This window comes from Micromonospora sp. NPDC049580 (assembly GCF_040675595.1).
In the GTDB taxonomy this organism is placed as follows: Bacteria; Actinomycetota; Actinomycetes; order Mycobacteriales; family Micromonosporaceae; genus Micromonospora.
The window spans coordinates 1-22452 of the sequence record NZ_JBFAPG010000045.1 but is presented as its reverse complement, the minus strand read 5'-3'; the positions used below and the strand labels follow the sequence as shown (position 1 = coordinate 22452).

The window sequence follows — 22452 nt, the reverse complement described above, 5'->3', positions numbered from 1 at the left end:
ATCCGGATCGCCACCGGCTCGGCCGGGTCGTCCCGGCAGCCGGCGGCAGTGAGGGCCGCGACCAGCACCAGCGCCGCCGCCCCCGCGCGGCGCGAACCGGCCCGACCCGACGAGGTACGACTCACGCGGTGCACTGTGCGCGCTCCGGCGGACGCGCGCAAGCCCGTACCCGTCGACGCCGCCGTGGGTGCGGCGCGGGCTCGGCTCAGCAGACCGGGTGGCGGGCCGGCTCGGGCACCGCGCCGCGGGCCGGCTCCATCGACGCGCTGCGCAGGATGCGCGCCCGGTCCGGCCCGTCGGCCACGCTGACCAGGAAACAGCCGGTGCCCGGGCGGAGCACGGCCGGCACGTCGAGCACGGCCGCACTGCGGATCAGCACGGCGGCCAACTCCCGGTCGGTGAGCCGCACACCGAGGATGTGCCGCCGCACGTGCCGCCCGCCGGCCAGCAGCGCTGAGCGCCACGCCGCCGCCGCGAGCCGGGACATCCACCGGCGGCGGGCCGGCGAGGCGCCCGGCACGGGACCGCCCAGCAGCTCCCGACGCCCCTGCCACCAACCGGCATCCACCATCCGGGCGTACGCCCCCCGGTGCTCCGGTGGCACCCAGAGCCGGTGCAGCTCGTAGCGGCGGCGCAGACCGCCGACGGCCACCTCCTGGGTGACCGGAATGTCGAGGCGGGCGAGCAACTGCCGCATCCGCTGCGCGGCGTCCTCCCGGTTGAACTCGACCCCCGGCGCGTGCGACGGCAGCGCGGTGCCCGACCGGGCGCCGGTCGCCGGCGCCGTGCAGCGCAGCAGGCAGGCGGCCTCGAACGCGTCGCCCAGGGTCAGCCAGTCCAGCGGGGGTGGCGTCGCCGGCGAACGGGGCCGGTCGAGCAGGGCAGGATCGCGGGCCAACGGAGGCTCCCTTGTCGGAGTCTGGGTTCCCCTACCGTGGCCCCTGCGCGGCCGTTGCGGAACGCCTCCCGTCCAGCCTTGAGGAAAATTTGCGGCTCCCGCGCCGCTACAGGTCGGTGACCACCAGGTCCACCTGCCGGACCCGACCGGGGACGGCGGGTTCCTCCACCACTGTGTGCTTCAGCTCCCGCAGCGTGCCGATCAGCTCCGCGGCGGTGCGCGGTCGGGCCCCGGCGACCAGCAGGTCACGCACCAGCCGCCCCTTGGTCGCCTTGTTGAAGTGGCTCACGACCGAGCGGACCGGCACACCGTCGACCTCCCGCTCGTGCAGCACCCGCACGGTCACCGTCCGCTCGGCCAGCGCGCCGCGCGGCGACCAGGTGGCGGCGTACGCGCCGGAGCGCAGGTCCAGCACCGGGCCCCGACCGGCCGCGTCGGCCAGGACCGACGCCAGCTCCCCGCGCCAGTACGCCGACAGCGCCCCGACGCCCGGCAGGCGGGCGCCGATCGGGCAGCGGTACGGCGGGATCCGGTCAGCGAGACGCACCGCACCCCACAGGCCGGAGCTGATCAGGATCGACCGGCGGGCCGCCCGCAGCGCCGCCGACGGCAGCGTGGCCAGCTCCAGCGCCTCGTAGAGCACCCCGGTGTAGAGCCGCTCGGCCGGCGCGGTGGCCGCCGCGCGCAACCGGGCGTTGCGGCGCAGCTCGCCGCGCTGGCCGTCGCTGAGCCCGAGCGCCGTCCGCGCCGCCTCCTCGTCCGGCCCGGCGCTGAGCGCGACGAGCGCGTCGAGCACCCGCTCGCGGGCGGGGTTCAGCTCCGGCAGCGAGAGCTTGTCGGGGGTCCACCGCCGTCCGGTGCCGGCGTCGGCCTTCCCCTCCGAGGGCGGCAGCAGGATGAGCATCGGGTCTCCTCGGGCGGGTGAAGCGGCAGCCCGGCCAGCGTACGACCCGCGGCTAGCGCCAGGGCCGCACCGGGGTGTCGGGGTGGTACACGCGATAGCCGCCCACCTCGCGCACCGGTGCGGCGTCGGGCCGGTCGGCGAGCAGCCGGCGCAGCCGCCGGTCCATCGGCGAGTCGATCTCCACCACGTAACCCGGCCGGGCGGCCCGCCCAACCTGCCGCCAGTACGGGCGGTAGCGGTTCTGCCCGGGGGACAGGTCCCCGTCCAGCACCCCGCAGACCACCGTCTCATCGGTGTTGAAGATCAGCCGGTTGCAGGTCCAGTAGTCCCCGTACACCTCGTGCGGCCCGTCGGCGCGCAGCGCGGCGGCCAGCTCCCGGGCCTGACGCTCCTCGGTCCGCGACGCGGCGGCGCCGGTGGTCGCGAAGAGCACGGTGACCACCAGCGTCGTCGCGGCCAACGCCGCCAGCACGGCGGTGGCGAGCGCGCCGGCCAACCGGCCGAGCACGCCCACCGTGCCCCGCCAGCAGGCCAGGGCCGCCACCCAGAGCGGCCACAGCACCGCCGGCAGCGACAGTTGCAGCACCGACAGGTAGCGGGCGTTGGCCAGGGGACTCGTCGCGGCGAGCGGGCTGCGGACGTACGACAGCAGGGTCAACGCCGCGCCGACGACAAGCGCGAGCTGCACCACCGGCCCGACCCGCGCGCCACGCGGCGTGCCGGCGACCCGCGTGCCGGGCCCCGCGGCCTGCCTGTCGCGCGGCATGCTGACGGCCCGGCGGTACGCGCGGAGCGCGAGCGCCGCGGCGGCCACCAGCAGCACCGGGTACAACACGCCGAACCACTGCTGCCACCGGCCGCAACCGTCGACCGGGCAGAGCCCGTGCGCCAACGGCACCCCCTCCAGCAGGCCGCCCCGGATCCGGTCGGTCCACGGCGGCAGCGGGCCGGCCTTCGTGCTGACCTCCCGGAACACCGTCAGCGAGTCCTCACCCGGCCCGGCGCGCAGGTTGTCGACGAGCATCGGCGCGATCCCGACCACGAAACCCGCCACCAGCAGCAGCCCGGACCAGCCGAGCAGTTCCCGCCGCGCCGCCCAGACCAGGGCCACCGCGGCCACCGCCAGGTACGGCAGGATCAGCCAGTCCGACCAGGCGGCCAGCCCGGCCAGCAGCCCGAACAGGGCGACGGCGAGTCGACGGTGACGCACCGTCCCGGCGGCCAGCCCCACCGTGATCAGCAGCATCAGCAGCACCGCGGGCTTCACCTCCGGCCGGCCGCCGACCACTGTGAGCTGGTCGCGCACCACCCGCTCCGGCCCCAGCGCCAGCAGGCCGACGACGAGGACGGCGAACCACGGCGTGTAGAGCCGGCGGGTGAGCCGGTACACGAGGTAGAGGAAGACCGTGTACAGGGCGAGCATCGGCAGCCGCAGCACCGGCCAGCTCGGCCCGGCCACGGCGAGCAGCGGCGCGGCCAGGTACGACTCCAGCATGCCCATGTAGTGCTGGCCGTAGAGGAAGACTGGGTGTTCCCGGCCCTGCCCGATGTGCAGGGCGGCCAGCCCGAAGGTCGCCTCGTCGCTGTTCGACACCGGCACGGTGTACAGCGTGAGGACCAGCCGGTACCCGACACCGACCAGACCGAACAGCAGCGCGACGAGCGCCGGCCGGTCGAGTCGCGGACGCCACCGCCCGCGGTGCTGCTCTGGATGCGACACGACCACGCCCCCGTCGTCGTCCCGACCGGAGTGTTTCACGGACCACGAGCCGGTCGGGGTGGTTCCGCCCAGTCCGGACCGGCTCGCGTGGCCGTGACCGTCGACGTGTGGCAGGGTTGGCGCGTGCCACCCACACCCGCCGGCCAACTGGCCGTGCCGAACCTGCACCGGGCCGCGCGGATCGAGGACGCCGTGCACCAGCTCGTGGAGCGTCGGTTGCGGCGCACCGGCTGGCGGATGAACATCGTCGCCTACACCGGCTACGGCCGTCCGGGCTGGGTGCGGGTGATGTGCCGGGTGCTGCTGGGTCGTCCGGACACCCGCCAGCGGGGCCGGCTGGACAAGGTCCGGGGCTGGCGCAGCTTCGCCACCCTGCCCGCCAAGCACGTCACGGTGCAGATCGAGGCCGGCGGAGTGCGACACGAGGCCCAGGCCGACCGCAGCGGTTTCGTCGACACGCTCGTCGAGGCCGACCTGCCGCCCGGGTGGGGCACCGTCCGGCTCAGCGTGGCGGACGCCGAGCCGGTCGACGCGCCGGTGCGCATCATCGACCCGGACGTGAAGTTCGGCATCCTCTCCGACATCGACGACACGGTGATGGTGACGGCGCTGCCCCGGCCGCTGCTCGCCGCGTGGAACACGTTCGTCCTCGACGAGCACGCCCGCAACGCGGTGCCCGGCATGGCGGTGCTCTACGAGCGACTGGTCACCGCGCATCCCGGCGCCCCGGTCTTCTACCTGTCCACCGGCGCGTGGAACGTGGCGCCGACGCTTACCCGGTTCCTGTCCCGGCACCTCTACCCGGCCGGGCCGCTGCTGCTCACCGACTGGGGTCCGACCGCCGACCGCTGGTTCCGCAGCGGCATGGAGCACAAGCGCTCCACCCTGGCCCGGCTGGCCGAGGAGTTCCCCGACGTGCGCTGGCTGCTGGTCGGCGACGACGGCCAGCACGACCAGGAGATCTACCGGGAGTTCGCCGCCGCCCACCCGGAGAACGTCGCCGGGGTGGCGATCCGCAGGCTGTCCCCGACGCAGTCAGTGCTGGCCGGTAGCCTGCCCGCCCCGGCCGGCCGCCCCTCGTCGGGGCCGGTGGGGCAGAAGTGGCTGTCCGCCCCGGACGGCGCCGGCCTGTGGCAGTTGCTCCGCGACGCCGGCCTTGTCTGACCGTCAGTCACTGCCGATCTAGCGCGTCCGTCCCTGGCGGCGAGATACTCCGTTAGTGCCGCGACGAAGACGTCCCAGTGGTCATCACCAGTCGGCGCAGGCTCCTGGATCAACAGGTCAACGCGATGCTTTCAGGCTGACCACCGAATCCGCCCGCCACTCCGGCGGGCAGCCGTCGGTTGCCGCACTGCGTTATCGTCCCTCCCGACCCGACCGAGCAGTGGACGGGAGTGGAGGTGGACAATGCTGCGCTACGCGCCGCTTCGGTTGGCGGCCGACGAGCGGATCGTCTTCACCCAGCGCGGATACATCCCGTTCGGCACGACATCTCTCAGCATGGCCGGCGTCCTGCTCACCATCACGACGAGGCGGTTGCTCTTCGCGCCGGTCAGGGTCTGGGGTCTCAGGAGCTTCGGCGAGTCCTGGGTCCGCGCCAAGTCGATAAGCCTTCAGGATGTGACAGGCGTGAAACCCGCAGCCGGTGCCCGCTTGACGATCCGTTCCCGGTTCGGCGACAGCGTCTCCTTCGTTGCGATCCTTCCGACCGGCGTGGGGCCCGTCTGGCAGTCCCGCGCCGCCGTCCCTTACCGCGACGAGACGGTACGACGCATCAGGGAGGCCTGTGGCCTCGGCGAGCCCGGTTCGAGGGCCGCCGAGTCGGATGACGGCGGTGCGTCCACCTGAACGAGCCGGAGGCGGCCCGGACCGCACGCAATCGAATGGATAGTCGTCGCGTTCTCGCCTGGGGGCTGCCGCTGCTGCTGGTGATGGCGGCAGCCGCCCTGTACCTCGCGATCCGACCCGCCGACGTGCGGCTGGCCGGCACGCCAACAGGGCCGCTCATCCCGACGTCAGGTGGTGAACTGCTCGGCGCGCCGGTCGGCCTGGCAAACGGCGAGGTTGTCTTCCTCATGGTCGAGCGTGGTGGGTGGGATTCGCCGCAGGCGCTGTTCAGCGTGCATGGCGATGACGGCGAACTCGACCGGATGAGCTACTGGGACTGGGAGATGGAGTGTCCCAACTACTACACCCTGGAGCGAATCGCCGGTCGCGGAGGTGACGGAATCCTTGCCGCCGCCTACTGCCACGGAGAGGGCATGGTGGTCGACCTCCTGAATCCGGCTCACACGAGCATGGAGCGCTGGGGTGGCTTTGATGCGGTGGCCAGCGTTTCTTTGGCCGACGATGGAAGCGGGATCCTCGTGGCCAAACCGTCAGGGGCGGCGTGCCTCACGCTCCTCCGTCGCTCAACCGGCACATGGAGTGAGGCCGCGAGCGAGCCCGGCAGCGAGGTGGCGACCGGGCCTCGGGGAGCGTGCCGCTTCGACGATTCCCAGCCGCTGTTCGTCGGCGCTGTCGGGACCGAGGGCGTCTACGTCGTGCAAGGGCGAACGCTGTGGCTGACGAACGGCCGCCAGAGTCTTGTCGAGCAGGATCTGCCATTCGAGGTGATCCGGGGCGTGGCGACGATCGACGGCCAGCGGTTGGCGGTCAGCGGCCGGGTCGGCGGGCGGGACGGGCTCTGGCTCTACTCCTTCGGCGGCGATGCGGTGCGCCTGCGTGTCGTCGGACGGTTTGGCGAGCTGTCCCGGGTTGATGGCGGCGTTTTGACCGGACAGTCGGTCGGGGGCGGGACGCGGATCGTCCGGATCGCGGTGCGGTGATCTCGACGACGCTTGACAGCAGGAACGCGGTGAGCCGCGCGGCCTTACTAGCGGTAGTCATGGCTGTGCTCGTGCTGTCGGGATGTACGGGCAACGGGTCGGATGGCCCCAACGGGAGGGCCAACGAGACGGTCGCGGAAGTCCTCGCGGCGTACGATCTCCGCCTTCCCGGATGCGCGCAGCAGGCAGTCAGCTTCTGGGATAGTCCGGACAATCTCAATAGGAGCCTCGTCTACCGAGCGAGAGTTGACCCCCCGTGTCTCGCGCAGATCCTGCCTGTGGTCGGCTTGGCGCGGGACGATCTGCTTCCCTATTCGCAGTTGCCATGGTGGACCGACTCGGAGCGCGAGGACGTTCCCTCAGGTGAGATTTCTGGTGACACGACCATCGTTCCGGCAACTGCTACCCGGAAGGAGATGCAGGTCGACTTCTACCTTGTGGAATCGAACCCCTTGCTGTTGGTTCTTCGTGCGATCTACCCATGACGCCCCGACCTTATGTGGCGACCGGCCCGTCCAGCAGATCGGCAGCTTGGTCCAGAGTCGCAGCGAAGTTGTCTGGAGGGACTCGGGCAACGAAGACCTTGCCCACGTCTTCGGGGGAGAGGCCGGCTCCCCGGAAAGCGAAGACGATCACCAGGTCATCGTCAAGGTAGGCGTAGCTCTCGACGTTGTCGACGATCTCGCTCCAGCGCAGGAACCAGTACTGCTCACGGAACTCGGTTTGTTCGGCCTCGAGACGCCGGAATATCGCCTCGGGTGACTGTTCGGGGAAGGGGCAGGGCTGAATCTCCCGCCCGCGTACCCGCGCTGAGGCAGAGCGTATGTAATGGCGGAGTGACGGCACGTATGCCATGTTGTCACGGGCAGTCAGCATCTTGCCTGCCGCCCAAAGGTCGACGACGCGGAGGCTGGGAGACAGGGCCTCGCCGACGTCGAGGGCGAAGGTTTCCCGATTGCCGAATTGTGCCACGAGAGGGTCAGGCTAGCAGTCAGCCGACGGCCTGGCTGCTAGCGGCGTGACGGGGAAAGGCTCGCGCTGGGCAACCTCATCAGTACCTGGTTCGAAGGAGCTACACAACCGATCAGCGAGGTGGGATTGTTGGTTGCGAGCAGCGCGCCTCGGTGCCGCCGACTTCTCGGCGTCGGGACTTCGACGCGCGACGGGGACACGTGAAGTGGGGGTAGTGGTGGCGGAGGGTATGCATGCTGAAGGTTGCACAGCCGGTGCGGCTCGTTCTACGGGCGCTGCTCGCCGTCGGTTTGGTGGCGTCGACCGCGGGATGCCTGTTGCCGGGTGATCCAAGCTACGCGCTGGGAGTAGCACGAATTGGGGACAGCTTCCACGTCTTCGCCCCACTCTGCGCCGATGAACGGATCGCGAGTGTGAAGGCGTACGACAATCAGGCCGCCGACAAGACCCCGGAAACTGGGAGCGGGAGACCGACCATTCCGGCCTACTGGCAGGTGGCGGAGCCGCAGAGCGAGGCAGCGGCCAAGGGTGAGTTCGTGATCGGTGAAGACGCCCCCTTCGGTCAGGTCCTCGTACCAGTGCCGGGTCAGAGTTCACTGCCGGCGATCACGGCGGTCGAGCTTACGGTTCGCAAGGGGGACCGGTTGCATGTCGTCGCCGATGTGTTCGGGTTGAAGGGTGTGCCGGAATATCCGGCCGGCACCGATCCTGAGACCGTCAAGTACGTGTACAACGAGGGTGCGACCTCAGAAGAGCTGTTGACCCAGAGTCAAATCTCCGAGGAGTCGATGTGTGCCTTCAACTATGTGGCGTGACGATCACTTGATGCTCACCAGTTCCAGGAGCTTGCTGACAACTGGTGAGCATCAAGCGATCATGGGGCTGCGGGGGCGGTCAGCTCTGGCGGAGCCAGACGACGCCCAGCGGGGGGACCTGGAGGGCCGCTGACGCGACCATGCCGTGCCAGGGCACGTCCTCGGCGTGCACCTCGCCCAGGTTGCCCACGCCGGACCCGCCGTAGTGGTGCGCGTCGGTGTTGAGCACCTCCGCCCAGGTGCCGCCGGCCGGCAGGCCGATCCGGTAGTCGTGCAGCGGCTCGGCGGAGAAGTTCGCCACGCACACCAGCGTCGAACCGTCCGGGGCGATCCGAACGAAGGACACGGTGTTGTTGGCGACGTCGTCTCCGGCGATCCACCGGAACCCGGCCGGCTCGGTGTCCTGCGCCCACAGCGCCGGGGTGTCCCGGTAGACCCGGTTGAGGTCACCGACGAGCCGCTGCACGCCGGCGCGGGCCGGGTCGTGCAGCAGGTACCAGTCGAGGCCGCGCTCCTCGCTCCACTCCCGGTCGTCGGCCAGCTCGGAGCCCATGAACAGCAGCTGCTTGCCCGGGTGCGCCCACATGTACGCGAGCAGCGCCCGCACGTTGGCCAGCCGCTGCCAGGTGTCGCCGGGCATCTTGCCGGCCAGGGAGCCCTTGCCGTGCACGACCTCGTCGTGGCTGATCGGCAGCACGTAGTTCTCGCTCCAGGCGTACGCCAGGGAGAACGTCAGCTGGTGGTGGTGGTGCTGGCGGTAGATCGGGTCCTTCGAGGTGTAGAGCAGGGTGTCGTGCATCCAGCCCATGTTCCACTTGAAGCCGAAGCCCAGCCCGCCGTCGGCCGTGGGTCGGGTGACGCCCGGCCAGGCGGTCGACTCCTCGGCGATCATCACGACCCCGGCGTGGTGCTTGTAGACCGTCGCGTTCACCTCCTGCATGAGCGCGATGGCCTCCAGGTTCTCCCGACCGCCGTACTGGTTGGGGGCCCACTGGCCCTCGTCGCGGGAGTAGTCCAGGTAGAGCATCGAGGCGACCGCGTCGACCCGCAGCCCGTCGACGTGGAACTGGTCGCACCAGTAGAGCGCGTTGGCGACCAGGAAGTTGCGCACCTCGTTGCGGCCGAAGTCGAAGACGTACGTGCCCCAGTCGGGGTGCTCGCCGCGCCGCGGGTCGGGGTGCTCGTAGAGCGGGGTGCCGTCGAAGCGGGCCAGGGCCCACTCGTCCTTGGGGAAGTGCGCGGGCACCCAGTCCAGGATCACGCCGATGCCGGCGGCGTGCAGGGAGTCGACGAGGTGGCGGAACTCGTCCGGGTCACCGAAGCGGGACGTCGGCGCGTAGTAGCCGGTCACCTGGTAGCCCCAGGAACCGCCGAACGGGTGCTCCATCACCGGCAGCAACTCGACGTGCGTGAAGCCCAGCTCGGTGACGTACGCGGTGAGCTGATCGGCCAGCTCGCGGTAGCCCAGGCCGGGCCGCCAGGAGCCGAGGTGCACCTCGTACACGCTCATCGGCTCCTGGTGCGGCTGGCGCTCGGCCCGGCGGGCCAGCCAGTCCGCGTCGTTCCACCGGTACGTCGAGTGGTGCACCACCGACGCGGTGGCGGGCGGCACCTCGGCGTACGCCGCCAGGGGGTCGGCCTTGTCCCGCCACTTCCCGTCGGCGCCGAGCACCCGGTACTTGTAGCGGGCACCGACCCGGGCGTTGGGGACGAACAGCTCCCAGACGCCGCTGGAGCCGAGCGACCGCATCGGCCAGCCGTCGTCCGGACCCCAGCCGGTGAAGTCGCCGACCACCCGCACTCCGCGCGCGCTGGGCGCCCAGACGCTGAACGCCACGCCCTCGTCGAAGACCCGGGCGCCGAGCGCGTCCCACAGCCGCTCGTGCCGGCCTTCGCCGATCAGGTGCAGGTCCAGCTCGCCGAGCGTGGGCGGGTAGCGGTACGGGTCGTCGTGGACGGTGCCGTCGACCTCCACCCGGTAGTCGAGCACGGTGCCTTCGATGTGGGTCTCGAAGACGCCCAGGTCGTGCACCCGCTTCATCGGGTGCCGCTCGTCGCCGACGAGCAGCAGCACGTCGCCCGCGCCCCGGCGCATCGTGCGGATCGTCGTCCATCCGTCGGCGGGGTGCGCGCCGAGCAGCGCGTGCGGGTCGTGCGTCACGCCGGTGATCAGCTGGTCCATCGGTCGTCCTTCGGGGCGGCGTCGGTCGGTGCGGAGGCGGACGGGCGGGGCTTCGCCGAGCGGGCCGCGGATGCGCGGGCGGCCGCGGAGCGGGGCGGGGACGGGCGGGCCGCGGGCCGGCGCGCAGCCGCCGTCGTGCCAGCGCCGGCCGTCGGTGCCGGGCTCGTCGGCGCGGTGCCGCCGGACAGGTCGTCCGGGACGTCGGCGACGGTGAGGTCCGCCAGCTCGGCGCCCGCGGGTGCCGGCGCGGCGGGCGGGGTCGGACGGCGGACGGTCAGCACATGCGCCGGTTGCAGGTACGGGTCGAGCCGCACCGCGTTGCGCTGACCCCAGTCGTAGCTGGTGCCGGTCAGCTCGTCGTACACGGTGAACCGCTCGTGCCAGTCGAACCCGAGCTCCGGCATGTCGAGCGTCGTGTTGCCCCACTGCACCACACGTGGGTCGAACGAGCAGATCACGATGACGGTGTTGCCGGTGTCCGGGTCGTGTTTCGACCAGCACAGCAGCGCCGGGTTGTCGATCTCGTGGAAGCGCAGGTTACGCAGCTGGTGCAGGGCCGGGTTGTCGCGGCGTACCCGGTTGAGGGTGGCGAGGAACGGTGCCAGCGAGCGGCCCTGCGCCTCGGCGCCGGCCCAGTCGCGGGGGCGCAGCTCGTACTTCTCGTTGTCCAGGTACTCCTCCGCGCCGGGGCGGGCCACGTGCTCGAACAGCTCGTAGCCCGCGTACAGGCCCCAGGAGGGGGAGAGCAGCGCGGCCAGCACCGCCCGGATCTTGAACATCGGCGGGCCGCCGTGCTGCAACGAGGAGTGCAGGATGTCCGGCGTGTTCGGCCAGAAGTTCGGCCGCATGTGGTCGGCCGACGCGACCAGCTCCTCGCAGTACTCCCGCATCTCGGCGGCCGTCGTGCGCCAGGTGAAATAGGTGTACGACTGCGTGAAGCCGATCTTGCCGAGCCCGTGCATGATGGCCGGCCGGGTGAACGCCTCGGCCAGGAACAGCACGTCCGGGTCGACCTTCTTGACCTCGGCGATCAGCCAGTGCCAGAAGTCGAACGGCTTGGTGTGCGGGTTGTCCACCCGGAAGATCCGGATGCCCTCGCCCACCCAGTGCAGCACCACGCGCAGCACCTCGGCGCGGATGCCGTCGGGGTCGTTGTCGAAGTTGACCGGGTAGATGTCCTGGTACTTCTTCGGCGGGTTCTCCGCGTACGCGATGCTGCCGTCGGCCCGGGTGGTGAACCACTCCGGGTGCTCGGTGACCCACGGGTGGTCCGGCGCGCACTGCAACGCCAGGTCCATCGCCACCTCCAGGCCCTGCGCCGCGGCCGCCTGGATGAAGGCGCGGAAGTCCGCCGGCGTACCCAGGTCGGGGTGGATCGTGTCGTGGCCGCCCTCGGCGGCGCCGATCGCCCACGGCGAGCCCACGTCGGTCGGCCCGGCGGTGAGCGCGTTGTTGCGGCCCTTGCGGTTGATCCGGCCGATCGGGTGGATCGGCGGCAGGTAGAGCACGTCGAAGCCCATCGCCGCGACACCCGGCAGCCGCTCGGTGGCGGTGGCGAAGGTGCCGGAGCGCCCACCCGCCGCTCCTTCGGAGCGCGGGAAGAACTCGTACCAGGCCGAGAAGAGCGCCCGCTTGCGGTCAACCCAGAGGGTGTACGCCTCACCGGCGGTCACCAGCTCCCGCACCGGGTGCTCCCAGAGCAGGTCGGCCAGGGCCAGCGCCGGGTCGACCCGCTGCGGCAACGGCAGGTCGGTGTCGACCAGCGCGGTGAGCGCGTCGGCGACCCGGGGCCGGTCGGCGGCCGGCACCAGCTCGCGGGCGGCGGCCAGCACCCGGGCGCCCTCGGCCAGGTCGTTGGCCAGGTCCTCCGGACCCTGCCCGGCGGCGATCTTCTTGGTCACCGCGTTCTGCCAGGTCAGGTACGGGTCCTGGAACGCCTCGACGGCGAAGGTCCAGGAGCCGACGGCGTCCGGCGCGATGGTGGCGTGCCAGCGGTCCTGGCCCGGTTCGCCGGGGCGCATCCGGGTGAACGGGCGTTGCTCGCCGTCCGGGCCGGCCCACACCACGTTGCAGCCCAGCGCGTCGTGCCCCTCCCGGTAGGCGCGCGCCGACACCGGAACCGGCTCGTCGACGACTGCCTTCGCCGGGTACCGCCCGCACGAGACGACGGGGGAGACGTCTTCGATCGGGAACCGTCCTGTCACCCCGCCAACCTACTGTGCGAGATCCCTTCGCGCGCGGCCAAGCACCCCGCTCAGCCCCCTGCGCGGTTCATCGGACGCACGGCGTAACGGTAGGTGTCACGTATCGTTCGTATTACGTGACGGAGGTACAGAGCATGCGGTTGAACAGCAAGGGCCAGGTGACCATCCCGGCCGCGCTGCGAGCCCGTTACAACCTGCACGAGGGCGACGAGGTCGACGTGGTGGAGGAGGGCGGGGCCCTGCGCATCGTGCGCGTACACGGCTCCGACACCCGGGGTCAGCGACTCGTCCGCCACATGCGCGGTCGGGGCAGCGCCAAGGAGACCGAGCACATGTCCACCGAAGAGTTGATGGAGTTGCTGCGTGGCGAGTGAACGGCTCCGCGCGGTGCCGTCGCGTGCATCCGACGCGGTGACGACCCTGGTCGACACCAATGTGCTGCTGGACATCCTGACCGACGACGCCAAGTGGGCGGAGTGGTCCGGCGCCGCCCTCGCCGAGGCCCGCGACGCGGGCAACCTGGTGATCAACCCCATCGTGTACGCCGAGCTGTCGGTCCGTTTCGCCCGCATCGAGGAGTTGGACGAGGCATTGCCGGCAGGGGACTTTCTGCGCGAGGAGCTTCCGTACCTGGCCGGCTTCCTCGCCGGCAAGGCCTACGCGCGGTACCGCAAACTGGGTGGCACGAAGCGGTCGCCGGTAGCCGATTTCTACATCGGCGCGCATGCCGCCGTGTGCCGGTACCACCTGCTGACCCGTGATGGGGCGCGATACCGCACGTACTTCCCAACCCTGACGCTGATCACGCCGGTCGACTGACCGCCCCGCCCCGCCCCGCTCCCGGAGCGCAAGCCAAGATCCGCACGCTTTCGGGGAAACTGCTCCCGTGCTCAACGCGCGCCGACGCAGCAGTTTCCCCGAAGTTGCGCGGATCTTCACGAGGAGCCTGTGGTTTCAGGCGAGCGGCGACGATCCGTGGCACCTCAGCAGCATCACCCTCGGCGTGTCGCACTGCTCAGCTGACAACGATCAACGAAGTCGGGGTATGTCCTCAGGCTCAGGCGGGCGGGTTCGGCGCCACGAACGAGCCCTTGCCTTGGCGAGTGACGATCCAGCCTCGCTCCTCCAAGATCCGCAGGGCGTAACGCACCGGCCAGGCGCTCGACTGGTACTGCTCTCGCATCTCGGCGATGGAGGGCAGCTTGTCGCCCGGCTGCAACGTGCCGGCCTGAATCGAAGCAGCAACGTCATCGATGATCTGCTCGTACAGCGGTGCTTGCGGCATGGTGGCGCCACCTCTCGTCAGCGCACCGATCTTCGCACTGTGGGTAACTCACCGTGCATGCTCTGTTGACTGTGAAGGCAGTGCCTTCTAAGTTGAGGGCAGGGGATCTCTCGTCAGCAGCGGAGTTCCTCCTGGCAGGGCGGGGCGGTTCCCCCGTGTCGCTCCGCCCTGACCTGCGTCGTTACCACCCCTTCCGCCATGTTCGAGGAGGCACAGTTGGACGAGCGTTCTTCGGATGGGCCGTTGCCGCCGGCGTACCCGGTTGCCGGCGGCCGGCCTCCGCAGCCGGACGGAGACCGGGTGCCCTGTCCGCCGCACCCGACGCGGGCGCCGCTCACCCGGCGGCAGTACACCTACGGACTCGTGATCGCTGTGGTCGTACTCCTGTTGTTCGTGGTGGGGATCGTGCGGTGAGCGCGACGGGCCTGCGGTGAACGAGCTGCCGGTGGGTCGCCGGGTGGCCCAGTGGCGGGTGCGGCGCAACATGACGCAGCAGCAGTTCGCCGACCGTCTCGGCAAGTCGAAGAGTTGGGTGGACAAGGTCGAGCGTGGGGTACGCCGGTTGGAGCGGGTGTCCAACCTCCGGGAGATCGCCGAGACGCTCCGCATCGACGTGGAGGTCCTGCTGGCCACCCGCTCAGCCCGTCCGCAGCCCGTCGCGGCCGGGGTGGACGGGATCCGGGCGGCGTTGGCCCGATACCACCTGCCGGGCTCGACCCAGACGCCCTCCGCCGAGGAGCTGCGAGCCCGTCTGGACCACGCCGACCAGAGCTACCGGCATGCCCGGTACCCGGCGCTACTCGCCCTGCTACCCAGCCTGCTCGACGCCGCGCGTGCGACGCAGGCCGCCCGCGCCGGCGGGGCGGGCGACACACTGCTGGTGTCGGTGTACGCGCTCATCGCCCTGGCGCTGGTGAAGGTCGACCAGGGAGAGCTGGCGTGGCTGGCGGCCGACCGTGGGATCGCCGTCGCCTTCGCCACCAACGATCCCCGGCTCTCCGGTGTCGCCACCGTGCCGTTGAGTCAGGCCCTGCGGTCCCGGGAGCGTCGGCGCTCGGCCGCGGACGTCGCACTCCGAGCCGCGCACGGGATCGAGGCGTCCGGTGCTAATTCCCCGGATACCGCATCGCTGCGCGGGACGTTGTTGGTCCAGGCCGCCCTCGCCGCCGCGCGCGGGGGAGGAGCGCGCAACGCCCATCAGTCCCTCGACCGGGCCGCAGAGCTGGCCCGCACCGTCGACCGCGGTGGTGGCTCCGCTGGGTGTACTGACTTAGGGTCGGCGGCGGTGGAGGCAGCCCGGGTGGTCGTCGAGGCGGCGCTCGGAGATGTCGCGGTGGCGACGGTCCGGCATGAGCGGCTGCTCGCCACCGACGGGTGGCGGTGGCTGTCACCCGAGCACCGGGCCGCGTACCTGCTTGATGTGGCGCGCGTGTACATCCGGGGTGGCGACATGCTCCGGGCCGGCCGCGCGCTGCTCGACGCCGAACGCACCGCGCACGGTGAGATGCACGACCGGCCGGCGGTGCGGAAGCTGGTCGCCGTCGTGTGGCGATCCGCCGATGCGCCCACCGGCCTGGCCCAGCTCGCCGCCACTCTCGGCGTCGCCTGACGCGCTGACGGTGAGCCGTTGGTTAGTTGCGTCGGTGGTAGTGGTTGCGGCGGGGGAGTTGTTCGGGGTCGAGCCAGGCGGGCGGAACGAACTCGGGGTGGCCGTCGCCGCCGAGGTGGACGGTCCAGTCACCGCGGTGGACGTGTCGGTGGTGGTGGCCGCAGAGGAGCACCGCATTGTCGAGGCTGGTGTCGCCGCCGTCGGCCCAGTGCCGGATGTGGTGGCCGTCGCACCAGCGGGGTGGGCGGTCGCAGCCGGGGAACGCGCAACCCCGGTCGCGCAGGACGAGGGCGCGTCGCAGCGGGCCGGTGATGAGGCGGCGTTGCCGGCCGACGTCGAGGACCTGGCCGACGCCGCCGAGGACGGCGGGGAGGATGGCGGCGTCGCAGGCGAGCCGACGCACGGCCTCGGGGGTGAGCTGAAGGCCAGTGTCAAGGGCTCCGGCGCCCAACTGCCGGGCCAACGCGTCGTAGCCGGTGGTGATGACGACCTGCGTGGGGTCACCGCCGTGCTCGGGCAGCTCGCCGGTGCGCAGGGCGAGTCGGCAGACGTCGGCCAGGGCGTCGTGGCGGCGTTGGCCCGGGGTGCGGGTGTCATCGGGGCCGCCGGGCGTGGTGAGCGGGTCGATGGCGGAGCGCAGCAGGGCCGCAGCCTCAACATCGAGAACGCCGGTGAGGCGCAGCCGACCGTCGGGCTGCTCGCGCACGGTGACGTGCCGGTCGCGGGCGGCCCGTGACTCCTGCGCCCGCAGCGCCGCATCGACGGCGGCGTCGGCGACCTCCGGGGCGACGTGGTCGAGGATGCGGGTGCCGAGCTTGCGCAACAGGGCGGCGTCGAACTGCTTCGCCCACTCGACGAGGACACCGACGGCCTTGTCGGCAGCCTCCGCGCCGGCCGTGGCGTGAACGGTCTCGACCGTCTCGGCGATGACCCGCACCTGCTCCACGTCGACCGCGCCGCCGACCAACGCGTCACGCACCCCGGATGGGGCGGCGTCGAGCGCTGCGGCCAACTCGACCAGCCGCCGGGCGGCACCGACCCCGAGCCGCAACCGGTCCCGCAGCCACACCGCCGTTGACGACGCGCCCTGCGCCGTCGCGGTGCCTCGACCGTCCAGCTCGCGCACGAGGGTCAACTTGACCGCGGCCAGGCGTTGCTCAAGGCGGTGCGTCGCATCCAGCGCCGCCACGAGATCGCGCTCGTTGGCAGCCCAGGCGGCCGTGTCGAAGCAGGCCGCCACGGCGGCCTCGGCCTGCTCCAACGCATCGATCACAGTAGGAGACTAGAACACCTGTACGACACTTTCCGGAGACCGTTCGTGGTCCCGTCGGAGCGGATCGCCACCCCGTCGAAACGCGCGGAGGTGACGTAGCCTCCCGCCATGATCGAACGGGTGAAGGTCGCGGTTGTCGGTGTCGGCAACAACACGTCGGCACTGGTGCAGGGGCTTGCTCTCTACCGCCAGAGCGGCAGCCTGGTCGGCATTCGCCGGCCGGTGATCGACGGGCTCGGGGTGGGGGACATCGACATCGTGGCGGCTTTCGCCACCTCCGCGGAGAAGATCGGCCGGGATCTGACCGAGGCGATCTTTCTGGCGCCCAACAACTTCCCTCGGCTGGACTGCGACCTGCCCGAAGCGGGTGTGCAGGTCACGAAGGGCCTCGTCGACGCGACCGAGGTGCAGCGGGTGGCAGCGGCGCTGGCAGGGGCGGAGGTGCTGCTCTACTCGGCGCCGAGCGGCCGGCCAGAGACCGCCCAGGCGTACGCCGAGGCAGCTCACACGGCGGGTGTCGCCTTCATCAACACCACCTCCGACCCGGTAGCGCGCGATCCACGCTGGATCGACAGGTTCGAGGCAGCCGGTCTACCGCTGCTCGGCGACGACCTGGCCAGCCAGTTCGGCACCTCGGTGCTGCACAACGCGCTGCTGCGGCTGCTGGCGGAGCGGGGCCTCACCCTGGTCAGCTCCTACCAGGTCAATCTGGGCGGCACCGAAGACTTCCGCAACCTGGTCGAAAGCCCCAACACCAAGAAGCAGTCCAAGCTCAACGCCCTGTCGGGCGCTGACAGCGTCGAGGTCGCCCCGCTCGGGTACCTGCCGCATCTCGCGTCGCAGAAGGTGGCCCACCTCAACCTTGAGGCGCAGGGTTGGGGTGAGACAGCGGTGAGCCTCGACGTGAAGCTGAAGGTGCACGATCCGAGTGGCGCTGCGGGGGTCAACATCGACCTCATCCGCATCGCCGCCAGCGCGCTCCGGAACGGGCGTGGTGGTTACTGCGCCGAAGCGACGTCGTTGCTCAAGTCGCCGCCGGGGACGGCGATCTGAGGCCGGGGGTGAGCAGGCGTTTCATCCGCTCGTACTCGGCGGTCATCTCCGGGGTGGCGAGGACGTCGTCGAGGTCGGCCGAGACCTGGAAGTCGACCTCCTCGACGGAGCGGATGGCCAACTCGTACAGCTCCTCGCGCCGGTCCTCCTCCAGGTAGGTGGTCCAGTGTTCGAGCGCGGTGAGGACGATCAGGATCCCCTGATCCAGGTCGCCGTCGGCGAGGATGCCCGCGTCGATCCGCGTCAACCGTGCGCGGAGCTCCGTCGCGTCGGCCGTCCGGACGTTCTCGCGGGCGCTGGTTAGCGCCGCCCACGCGTCCTCGGTCAGTTCGTCGTCCGAGGCGGTGTCGAGCAGTTCGCTCCGGACCAGCCGGGTGACCGTCTCCAGGCCGAAGACGCGCAGCTTGGCCTCGTCAGCCTCGACGACCAACTGGAGGATCGCCGCTTCGAGTTCGTCGTACCGCATCTCGCCGGCTTCCTCAGGCCGCGCCGACGGAGCGGTAGACCTCCAGGGTCTGCCGGGCGATGGCGTCCCAGGAGAAGTGCTCAACGGCGCGCCGACGGCCGGCCAGGCCGAACCGCTCGGTGCGGGCCGGGTCGGCGAGCAGCGTGTTGATCGCCGACGCCAGGTCGGCCACGAACCTCTCCGGCCGCAACGGCGTCCCGGAGCCGTCGGTGGCCTGCTCGATCGGCACCAGCAGGCCGGTCTCGTCGTCGGCCACCACCTCGGGGATGCCGCCGGTGGCGGTCGCCACCACAGCCGTCTCGCAGGCCATCGCCTCCAGGTTGACGATGCCCATCGGCTCGTACACCGAGGGGCAGACGAAGACTGTCGCGTGGGTGAGCACCTGGATCACCTCGGGCTTGGGCAGCATCTCGGCCACCCAGACCACGCCGGAGCGGTTGGCCCGCAGCTCGGCGACCAGCTCTTCCACCTCGGCGGCGATCTCGGCCGTGTCGGGTGCGCCGGCGAGCAGCACGAGCTGGGTGTCGGCCGGCAGCTCCCGGGCGGCCCGCAGCAGGTAGGGCAGCCCCTTCTGCCGGGTGATCCTTCCCACATAGACCACGCTGGGCAGCGCCGGGTCGATGCCGAGCCGCTCCAGCACGTCGGTGCCGGAGTCCGGGGCGTACTGCACGGTGTCGATGCCGTTGTAGACCACCCGGACCCGGTCCGGGTCGATCTGCGGGTAGGCGGCGAGCACGTCGTTGCGCATTCCCGCACTGACCGCGATCACCGCGTCGGCGGCCTCCATCGCGGTGCGCTCGATCCAGGAGGAGAGCGTGTACCCGCCGCCGAGCTGCTCGGCCTTCCACGGTCGCAGCGGCTCCAGGCTGTGCGCGGTCAGCACGTGCGGCACCCCGTGCAGCAGCTTCGCGGTGTGCCCGGCCAGGTTCGCGTACCACGTGTGGCTGTGCACCACGTCGCTGCCGGCGGTGCCGGCGGCCATCTCCAGGTCCACACCCATCGTCCGCAACGCGGCGTTCGCGCCGGTCAGGCCGGGCGGATCGGCGTACGCCGTGACGCCCGGTTCGGTGCGCGGCAGGCCGAAGCAGTGCACGCGTACGTCGGTGAGGTGGCGCAACTCCCGGGCCAGGTACTCGACGTGCACGCCCGCGCCGCCGTAGACCTCCGGTGGGTACTCGCGGGTGAGCAGATCGACGCGCAGCGGGGTGGGTTCCGTCATGACCCCGCACCCTAGTGCAGAAGACTCCCCGTACGAGTGGTCAAGTGCGACGCGGGTGGATAGCGTCTGGGCATGGCTGCCAAGGTGCTCGCGATCGTCCTGGCGGGTGGGGAGGGCAAGCGCCTGATGCCACTCACCACGGACCGGGCCAAGCCGGCCGTCCCGTTCGGCGGGATGTACCGCATGGTCGATTTCGTCCTCTCCAACCTGGCCAACGCCGGCTATCTCAAGATCGTCGTGCTGACCCAGTACAAGTCCCACTCCCTCGACCGACACATCACCAAGACCTGGCGGATGTCCACCCTGCTCGGCAACTACGTCACCCCGGTGCCCGCGCAGCAGCGTCGTGGTCCGTGGTGGTTCGCCGGCTCGGCCGACGCCATCTACCAGAGCTTCAACCTCATCAACGACGAGCAGCCCGACTACGTGATCGTCTTCGGCGCCGACCACATCTACCGGATGGACCCGCGGCAGATGGTGGAGGACCACATCGCCTCCGGCGCGGCGGTCACCGTCGCCGGCATCCGTCAGCCCCTCTCGATGGCCGACCAGTTCGGTGTCATCGAGGTCGGCGAGGACGGCCGGAAGATCCGTGCGTTCCGTGAGAAGCCCACCGACGCGGTCGGACTGCCGGACGCGCCCGACGAGATCTACGCCTCGATGGGCAACTACGTCTTCACCACCCGCGCTCTGTGCGAGGTGGTCGAGCGGGACGCGGCGGACAAGTCCAGCAAGCACGACATGGGCGGCAGCATCATCCCGATGCTCGTCGAGCGGGGCGAGGCGAACGTCTACGACTTCCGTGACAACGAGGTGCCGGGCAGCACCGACCGGGACCGCGGCTACTGGCGCGACGTCGGGACGCTCGACTCGTTCTACGACGCGCACATGGATCTGATCAACGTGCACCCCGTCTTCAACCTCTACAACTTCGAGTGGCCGATCTACACGGAGCAGCCGCCGTGGCCGCCCGCGAAGTTCGTCCACCAGTGGGGTGAGCGGGTCGGCCGCGCGGTCGGCTCGATGGTCTCGCCGGGTGTGGTGATCTCCGGCTCGCTGGTGGAGAACTCGATCGTGTCGCCGAAGGTGCGGGTGCACTCCTGGGCGCACGTCGAGGGCTCGGTGCTGATGGAGGGTGTCGAGATCGGCCGGCACGCGGTGGTTCGCCGGGCCATCCTGGACAAGAACGTGTTCGTCCCCGAGGGCGCCGAGATCGGCGTCGACCTGGAGAAGGACCGGCAGCGTTACACCGTCTCCGACAACGGCATCGTGGTGATCGGCAAGGGCCAGCGGGTCGAGCTGTGACCGTCGCACTATCAAGGAGGTAGACCCCGTGACCCATCCCCGTGCCGGCCAGCCCGCCGAGCCCGCCGACCTGGTCGACGTGCCGCGCCTGGTGACCGCCTACTACGCCGAGCATCCGGACCCCGCGGACCCGGCGCAGCAGGTGTCCTTCGGCACCTCCGGCCACCGGGGCTCCAGCCTGCGCAACGCGTTCAACTCCGACCACATCCTCGCGGTCACCCAGGCGCTCTGCGACTACCGGCGGGAGCAGGGCCTCGACGGCCCGCTGTTCCTGGCCCGGGACACGCACGCGCTCTCCGCGCCGGCCGCCGTGGACGCGCTGGAGGTGCTCGCCGCCAACGGGGTCACCGTGCTTGTCGACAGCCGCGACGGCTACACCCCCACCCCGGCGCTGTCGCACGCGATCCTCACCCACAACCGGGGCCGCACCAGCGGGCTCGCCGACGGCATCGTCATCACCCCGTCACACAACCCGCCCGACGACGGGGGCTTCAAGTACAACCCCACCAACGGCGGGCCCGCCGACACCGACGTCACCCGCTGGATCCAGGACCGCGCCAACGCGATCCTCGCCGCCGGGCTCAAGGACGTCCGCCGGATCACCTACGCGCGGGCCCGGGCCGCCGACACCACCGGGGAGTACGACTTCCTCGCGCACTACGTCGACGACCTGCCGGCGGCGATCGAGATCGACGCCATCCGCGACGCCGGGGTGCGGATCGGCGCGGACCCGCTCGGCGGGGCCAGCGTGGCGTACTGGGGCGAGATCGCCGAGCGGCACCGGCTGGACCTGACGGTGGTCAACCCGACGGTCGATCCGACCTGGCGGTTCATGACCCTGGACGGGGACGGCAAGATCCGGATGGACTGCTCCTCGCCGAACGCGATGGCGTCCCTGATCGCCGCCCGCGCCGACTACCAGATCTCCACGGGCAACGACGCCGACGCCGACCGGCACGGCATCGTCACCCCCGACGCCGGCCTGATGAATCCCAACCACTTCCTGGCGGTGGCGATCGGGCACCTGTTCCGCACCCGCGCCAACTGGGGTCCGGCCGCCGCGGTGGGCAAGACCCTGGTCTCCTCCTCGATGATCGACCGGGTGGCCGCCGACCTGGGCCGGCCGCTGCTGGAGGTGCCGGTCGGCTTCAAGTGGTTCGTGCCCGGCCTGCTCGACGGTTCGGTCGGCTTCGGCGGTGAGGAGAGCGCCGGGGCGTCGTTCCTGCGCCGCGACGGCTCCACCTGGACCACCGACAAGGACGGCATCCTGCTCTGCCTGCTGGCCTCCGAGATCCTGGCCACGACCGGGCGCAGCCCGAGCGAGCACTGGGCGGAGCTGGCCGAGCGGTTCGGCGCGCCCGCGTACGCCCGGATCGACGCCCCGGCCACCCGGGAGCAGAAGGCCGTGCTCGCCAAGCTCTCCCCGGACCAGGTCGACGCCACCGAGCTGGCCGGTGAGCCGATCACCGCGACCCTGACCACCGCCCCCGGCAACGGCGCACCGATCGGCGGCCTGAAGGTCACCACGGAGTCCGGCTGGTTCGCCGCCCGCCCGTCCGGCACCGAGGACGTCTACAAGATCTACGCCGAGTCCTTCCAGGGCCCGGAGCACCTCCGCCGTCTCCAGCAGGAGGCCCAGGACCTGGTCACGCAGGTTCTCGGCTGAGCGGTCGGGCTTCTACCTCGAACGCGGCGGGGCCGACGCCAGAAGGCGCCGAC

22 protein-coding genes are annotated in these 22452 nt (G+C 71.1%); 12 read left to right on the top strand and 10 right to left on the bottom strand.

The window, feature by feature from the left end:
- Positions 1 to 205 precede the first annotated feature (205 nt).
- From AB0J68_RS06620 to AB0J68_RS06610, 3 genes are all read right to left on the bottom strand, one after another.
- Complete coding sequence (locus AB0J68_RS06620) at positions 206 to 898, bottom strand: hypothetical protein (protein ID WP_363936670.1); 693 nt, start codon at positions 896 to 898, stop codon at positions 206 to 208.
- Positions 899 to 1004: 106 nt separating this feature from the next.
- Complete coding sequence (gene yaaA, locus AB0J68_RS06615; RefSeq protein WP_363936668.1) at positions 1005 to 1802, bottom strand: peroxide stress protein YaaA; 798 nt, start codon at positions 1800 to 1802, stop codon at positions 1005 to 1007.
- A 52-nt stretch (positions 1803 to 1854) separates the two neighbouring features.
- Positions 1855 to 3522, bottom strand: coding sequence for a hypothetical protein (locus AB0J68_RS06610; protein ID WP_363936665.1), 1668 nt, complete (start codon positions 3520 to 3522; stop codon positions 1855 to 1857).
- A gap of 123 nt (positions 3523 to 3645) precedes the next feature.
- Between AB0J68_RS06610 and AB0J68_RS06605 the strand changes: the two genes are divergently transcribed.
- From AB0J68_RS06605 to AB0J68_RS06590, 4 genes are all read left to right on the top strand, one after another.
- Positions 3646 to 4686, top strand: a complete 1041-nt coding sequence (locus tag AB0J68_RS06605; RefSeq protein WP_363936662.1) for a phosphatase domain-containing protein — start codon at positions 3646 to 3648, stop codon at positions 4684 to 4686.
- Positions 4687 to 4929: 243 nt separating this feature from the next.
- A complete protein-coding gene (locus AB0J68_RS06600) occupies positions 4930 to 5370 on the top strand; it encodes a hypothetical protein (protein ID WP_363936659.1) in 441 nt (146 codons plus the stop codon).
- A 35-nt stretch (positions 5371 to 5405) separates the two neighbouring features.
- Positions 5406 to 6350: a hypothetical protein gene (locus AB0J68_RS06595; RefSeq protein ID WP_363936656.1), complete on the top strand. Its 945-nt coding sequence runs from the start codon at positions 5406 to 5408 to the stop codon at positions 6348 to 6350.
- Positions 6347 to 6835, top strand: coding sequence for a hypothetical protein (locus tag AB0J68_RS06590; protein WP_363936653.1), 489 nt, complete (start codon positions 6347 to 6349; stop codon positions 6833 to 6835). Before AB0J68_RS06595 ends, AB0J68_RS06590 begins: the two co-directional genes overlap by 4 nt.
- Positions 6836 to 6845: 10 nt before the next feature.
- Here AB0J68_RS06590 and AB0J68_RS06585 read toward each other — a convergent pair whose 3' ends face one another.
- On the bottom strand, positions 6846 to 7322 hold the full coding sequence (locus tag AB0J68_RS06585) for a hypothetical protein (RefSeq protein ID WP_363936650.1): 477 nt from the start codon (positions 7320 to 7322) through the stop codon (positions 6846 to 6848).
- 233 nt (positions 7323 to 7555) lie between these two features.
- Here AB0J68_RS06585 and AB0J68_RS06580 point away from each other — a divergent pair, with 233 nt between their 5' ends.
- Positions 7556 to 8137 carry a hypothetical protein gene (locus tag AB0J68_RS06580; protein WP_363936648.1) on the top strand — a complete coding sequence of 194 codons (582 nt, stop codon included), beginning with the start codon at positions 7556 to 7558 and terminating at the stop codon, positions 8135 to 8137.
- A gap of 79 nt (positions 8138 to 8216) precedes the next feature.
- On the opposite strand, the gene glgB is transcribed toward AB0J68_RS06580, so the two are convergent.
- Positions 8217 to 10319, bottom strand: a complete 2103-nt coding sequence (gene glgB / locus AB0J68_RS06575) for a 1,4-alpha-glucan branching protein GlgB (RefSeq protein ID WP_363936645.1) — start codon at positions 10317 to 10319, stop codon at positions 8217 to 8219.
- Positions 10307 to 12523: a maltotransferase domain-containing protein gene (locus AB0J68_RS06570; RefSeq protein ID WP_363936642.1), complete on the bottom strand. Its 2217-nt coding sequence runs from the start codon at positions 12521 to 12523 to the stop codon at positions 10307 to 10309. The genes glgB and AB0J68_RS06570 overlap by 13 nt, the downstream gene beginning before the upstream one ends.
- A 116-nt stretch (positions 12524 to 12639) precedes the next feature.
- Here AB0J68_RS06570 and AB0J68_RS06565 point away from each other — a divergent pair, with 116 nt between their 5' ends.
- Complete coding sequence (locus AB0J68_RS06565; protein WP_354856713.1) at positions 12640 to 12897, top strand: AbrB/MazE/SpoVT family DNA-binding domain-containing protein; 258 nt, start codon at positions 12640 to 12642, stop codon at positions 12895 to 12897.
- A complete protein-coding gene (locus AB0J68_RS06560) occupies positions 12887 to 13342 on the top strand; it encodes a type II toxin-antitoxin system VapC family toxin (protein ID WP_363936640.1) in 456 nt (151 codons plus the stop codon). Before AB0J68_RS06565 ends, AB0J68_RS06560 begins: the two co-directional genes overlap by 11 nt.
- Positions 13343 to 13580: 238 nt before the next feature.
- Here the strand turns inward: AB0J68_RS06560 and AB0J68_RS06555 are convergent, their stop codons facing one another.
- Positions 13581 to 13808, bottom strand: coding sequence for a winged helix-turn-helix domain-containing protein (locus tag AB0J68_RS06555; protein ID WP_354856718.1), 228 nt, complete (start codon positions 13806 to 13808; stop codon positions 13581 to 13583).
- Positions 13809 to 14006: 198 nt separating this feature from the next.
- Here AB0J68_RS06555 and AB0J68_RS06550 point away from each other — a divergent pair, with 198 nt between their 5' ends.
- The gene (locus AB0J68_RS06550) at positions 14007 to 14222 is read left to right on the top strand and encodes a hypothetical protein (protein ID WP_363936637.1); all 216 of its coding nucleotides are present in this window, start codon (positions 14007 to 14009) and stop codon (positions 14220 to 14222) included.
- A 16-nt stretch (positions 14223 to 14238) separates the two neighbouring features.
- Complete coding sequence (locus tag AB0J68_RS06545) at positions 14239 to 15417, top strand: helix-turn-helix domain-containing protein (protein ID WP_363936634.1); 1179 nt, start codon at positions 14239 to 14241, stop codon at positions 15415 to 15417.
- A gap of 22 nt (positions 15418 to 15439) precedes the next feature.
- Here AB0J68_RS06545 and AB0J68_RS06540 read toward each other — a convergent pair whose 3' ends face one another.
- The gene (locus AB0J68_RS06540) at positions 15440 to 16690 is read right to left on the bottom strand and encodes a DUF222 domain-containing protein (RefSeq protein WP_363936632.1); all 1251 of its coding nucleotides are present in this window, start codon (positions 16688 to 16690) and stop codon (positions 15440 to 15442) included.
- 108 nt (positions 16691 to 16798) lie between these two features.
- Here AB0J68_RS06540 and AB0J68_RS06535 point away from each other — a divergent pair, with 108 nt between their 5' ends.
- Positions 16799 to 17743 (top strand): inositol-3-phosphate synthase, encoded by a 945-nt coding sequence (locus AB0J68_RS06535; protein ID WP_363936630.1) that lies wholly within the window; start codon positions 16799 to 16801, stop codon positions 17741 to 17743.
- Here the strand turns inward: AB0J68_RS06535 and AB0J68_RS06530 are convergent.
- Positions 17715 to 18209, bottom strand: a complete 495-nt coding sequence (locus AB0J68_RS06530; RefSeq protein ID WP_354856727.1) for a hypothetical protein — start codon at positions 18207 to 18209, stop codon at positions 17715 to 17717. The two genes, AB0J68_RS06535 and AB0J68_RS06530, sit on opposite strands and share 29 nt — an antisense overlap.
- Positions 18210 to 18222: 13 nt before the next feature.
- Positions 18223 to 19428 carry a glycogen synthase gene (gene glgA / locus AB0J68_RS06525; RefSeq protein ID WP_363936627.1) on the bottom strand — a complete coding sequence of 402 codons (1206 nt, stop codon included), beginning with the start codon at positions 19426 to 19428 and terminating at the stop codon, positions 18223 to 18225.
- Between the two features lie 72 nt (positions 19429 to 19500).
- On the opposite strand from glgA, the gene glgC reads away from it, so the two are divergent.
- Together glgC and pgm are read left to right on the top strand one after the other, a co-directional pair.
- Complete coding sequence (gene glgC / locus AB0J68_RS06520; RefSeq protein ID WP_354856733.1) at positions 19501 to 20733, top strand: glucose-1-phosphate adenylyltransferase; 1233 nt, start codon at positions 19501 to 19503, stop codon at positions 20731 to 20733.
- A gap of 28 nt (positions 20734 to 20761) precedes the next feature.
- Positions 20762 to 22399, top strand: a complete 1638-nt coding sequence (pgm, locus tag AB0J68_RS06515) for a phosphoglucomutase (alpha-D-glucose-1,6-bisphosphate-dependent) (protein WP_363936625.1) — start codon at positions 20762 to 20764, stop codon at positions 22397 to 22399.
- Positions 22400 to 22452: the final 53 nt, after the last annotated feature.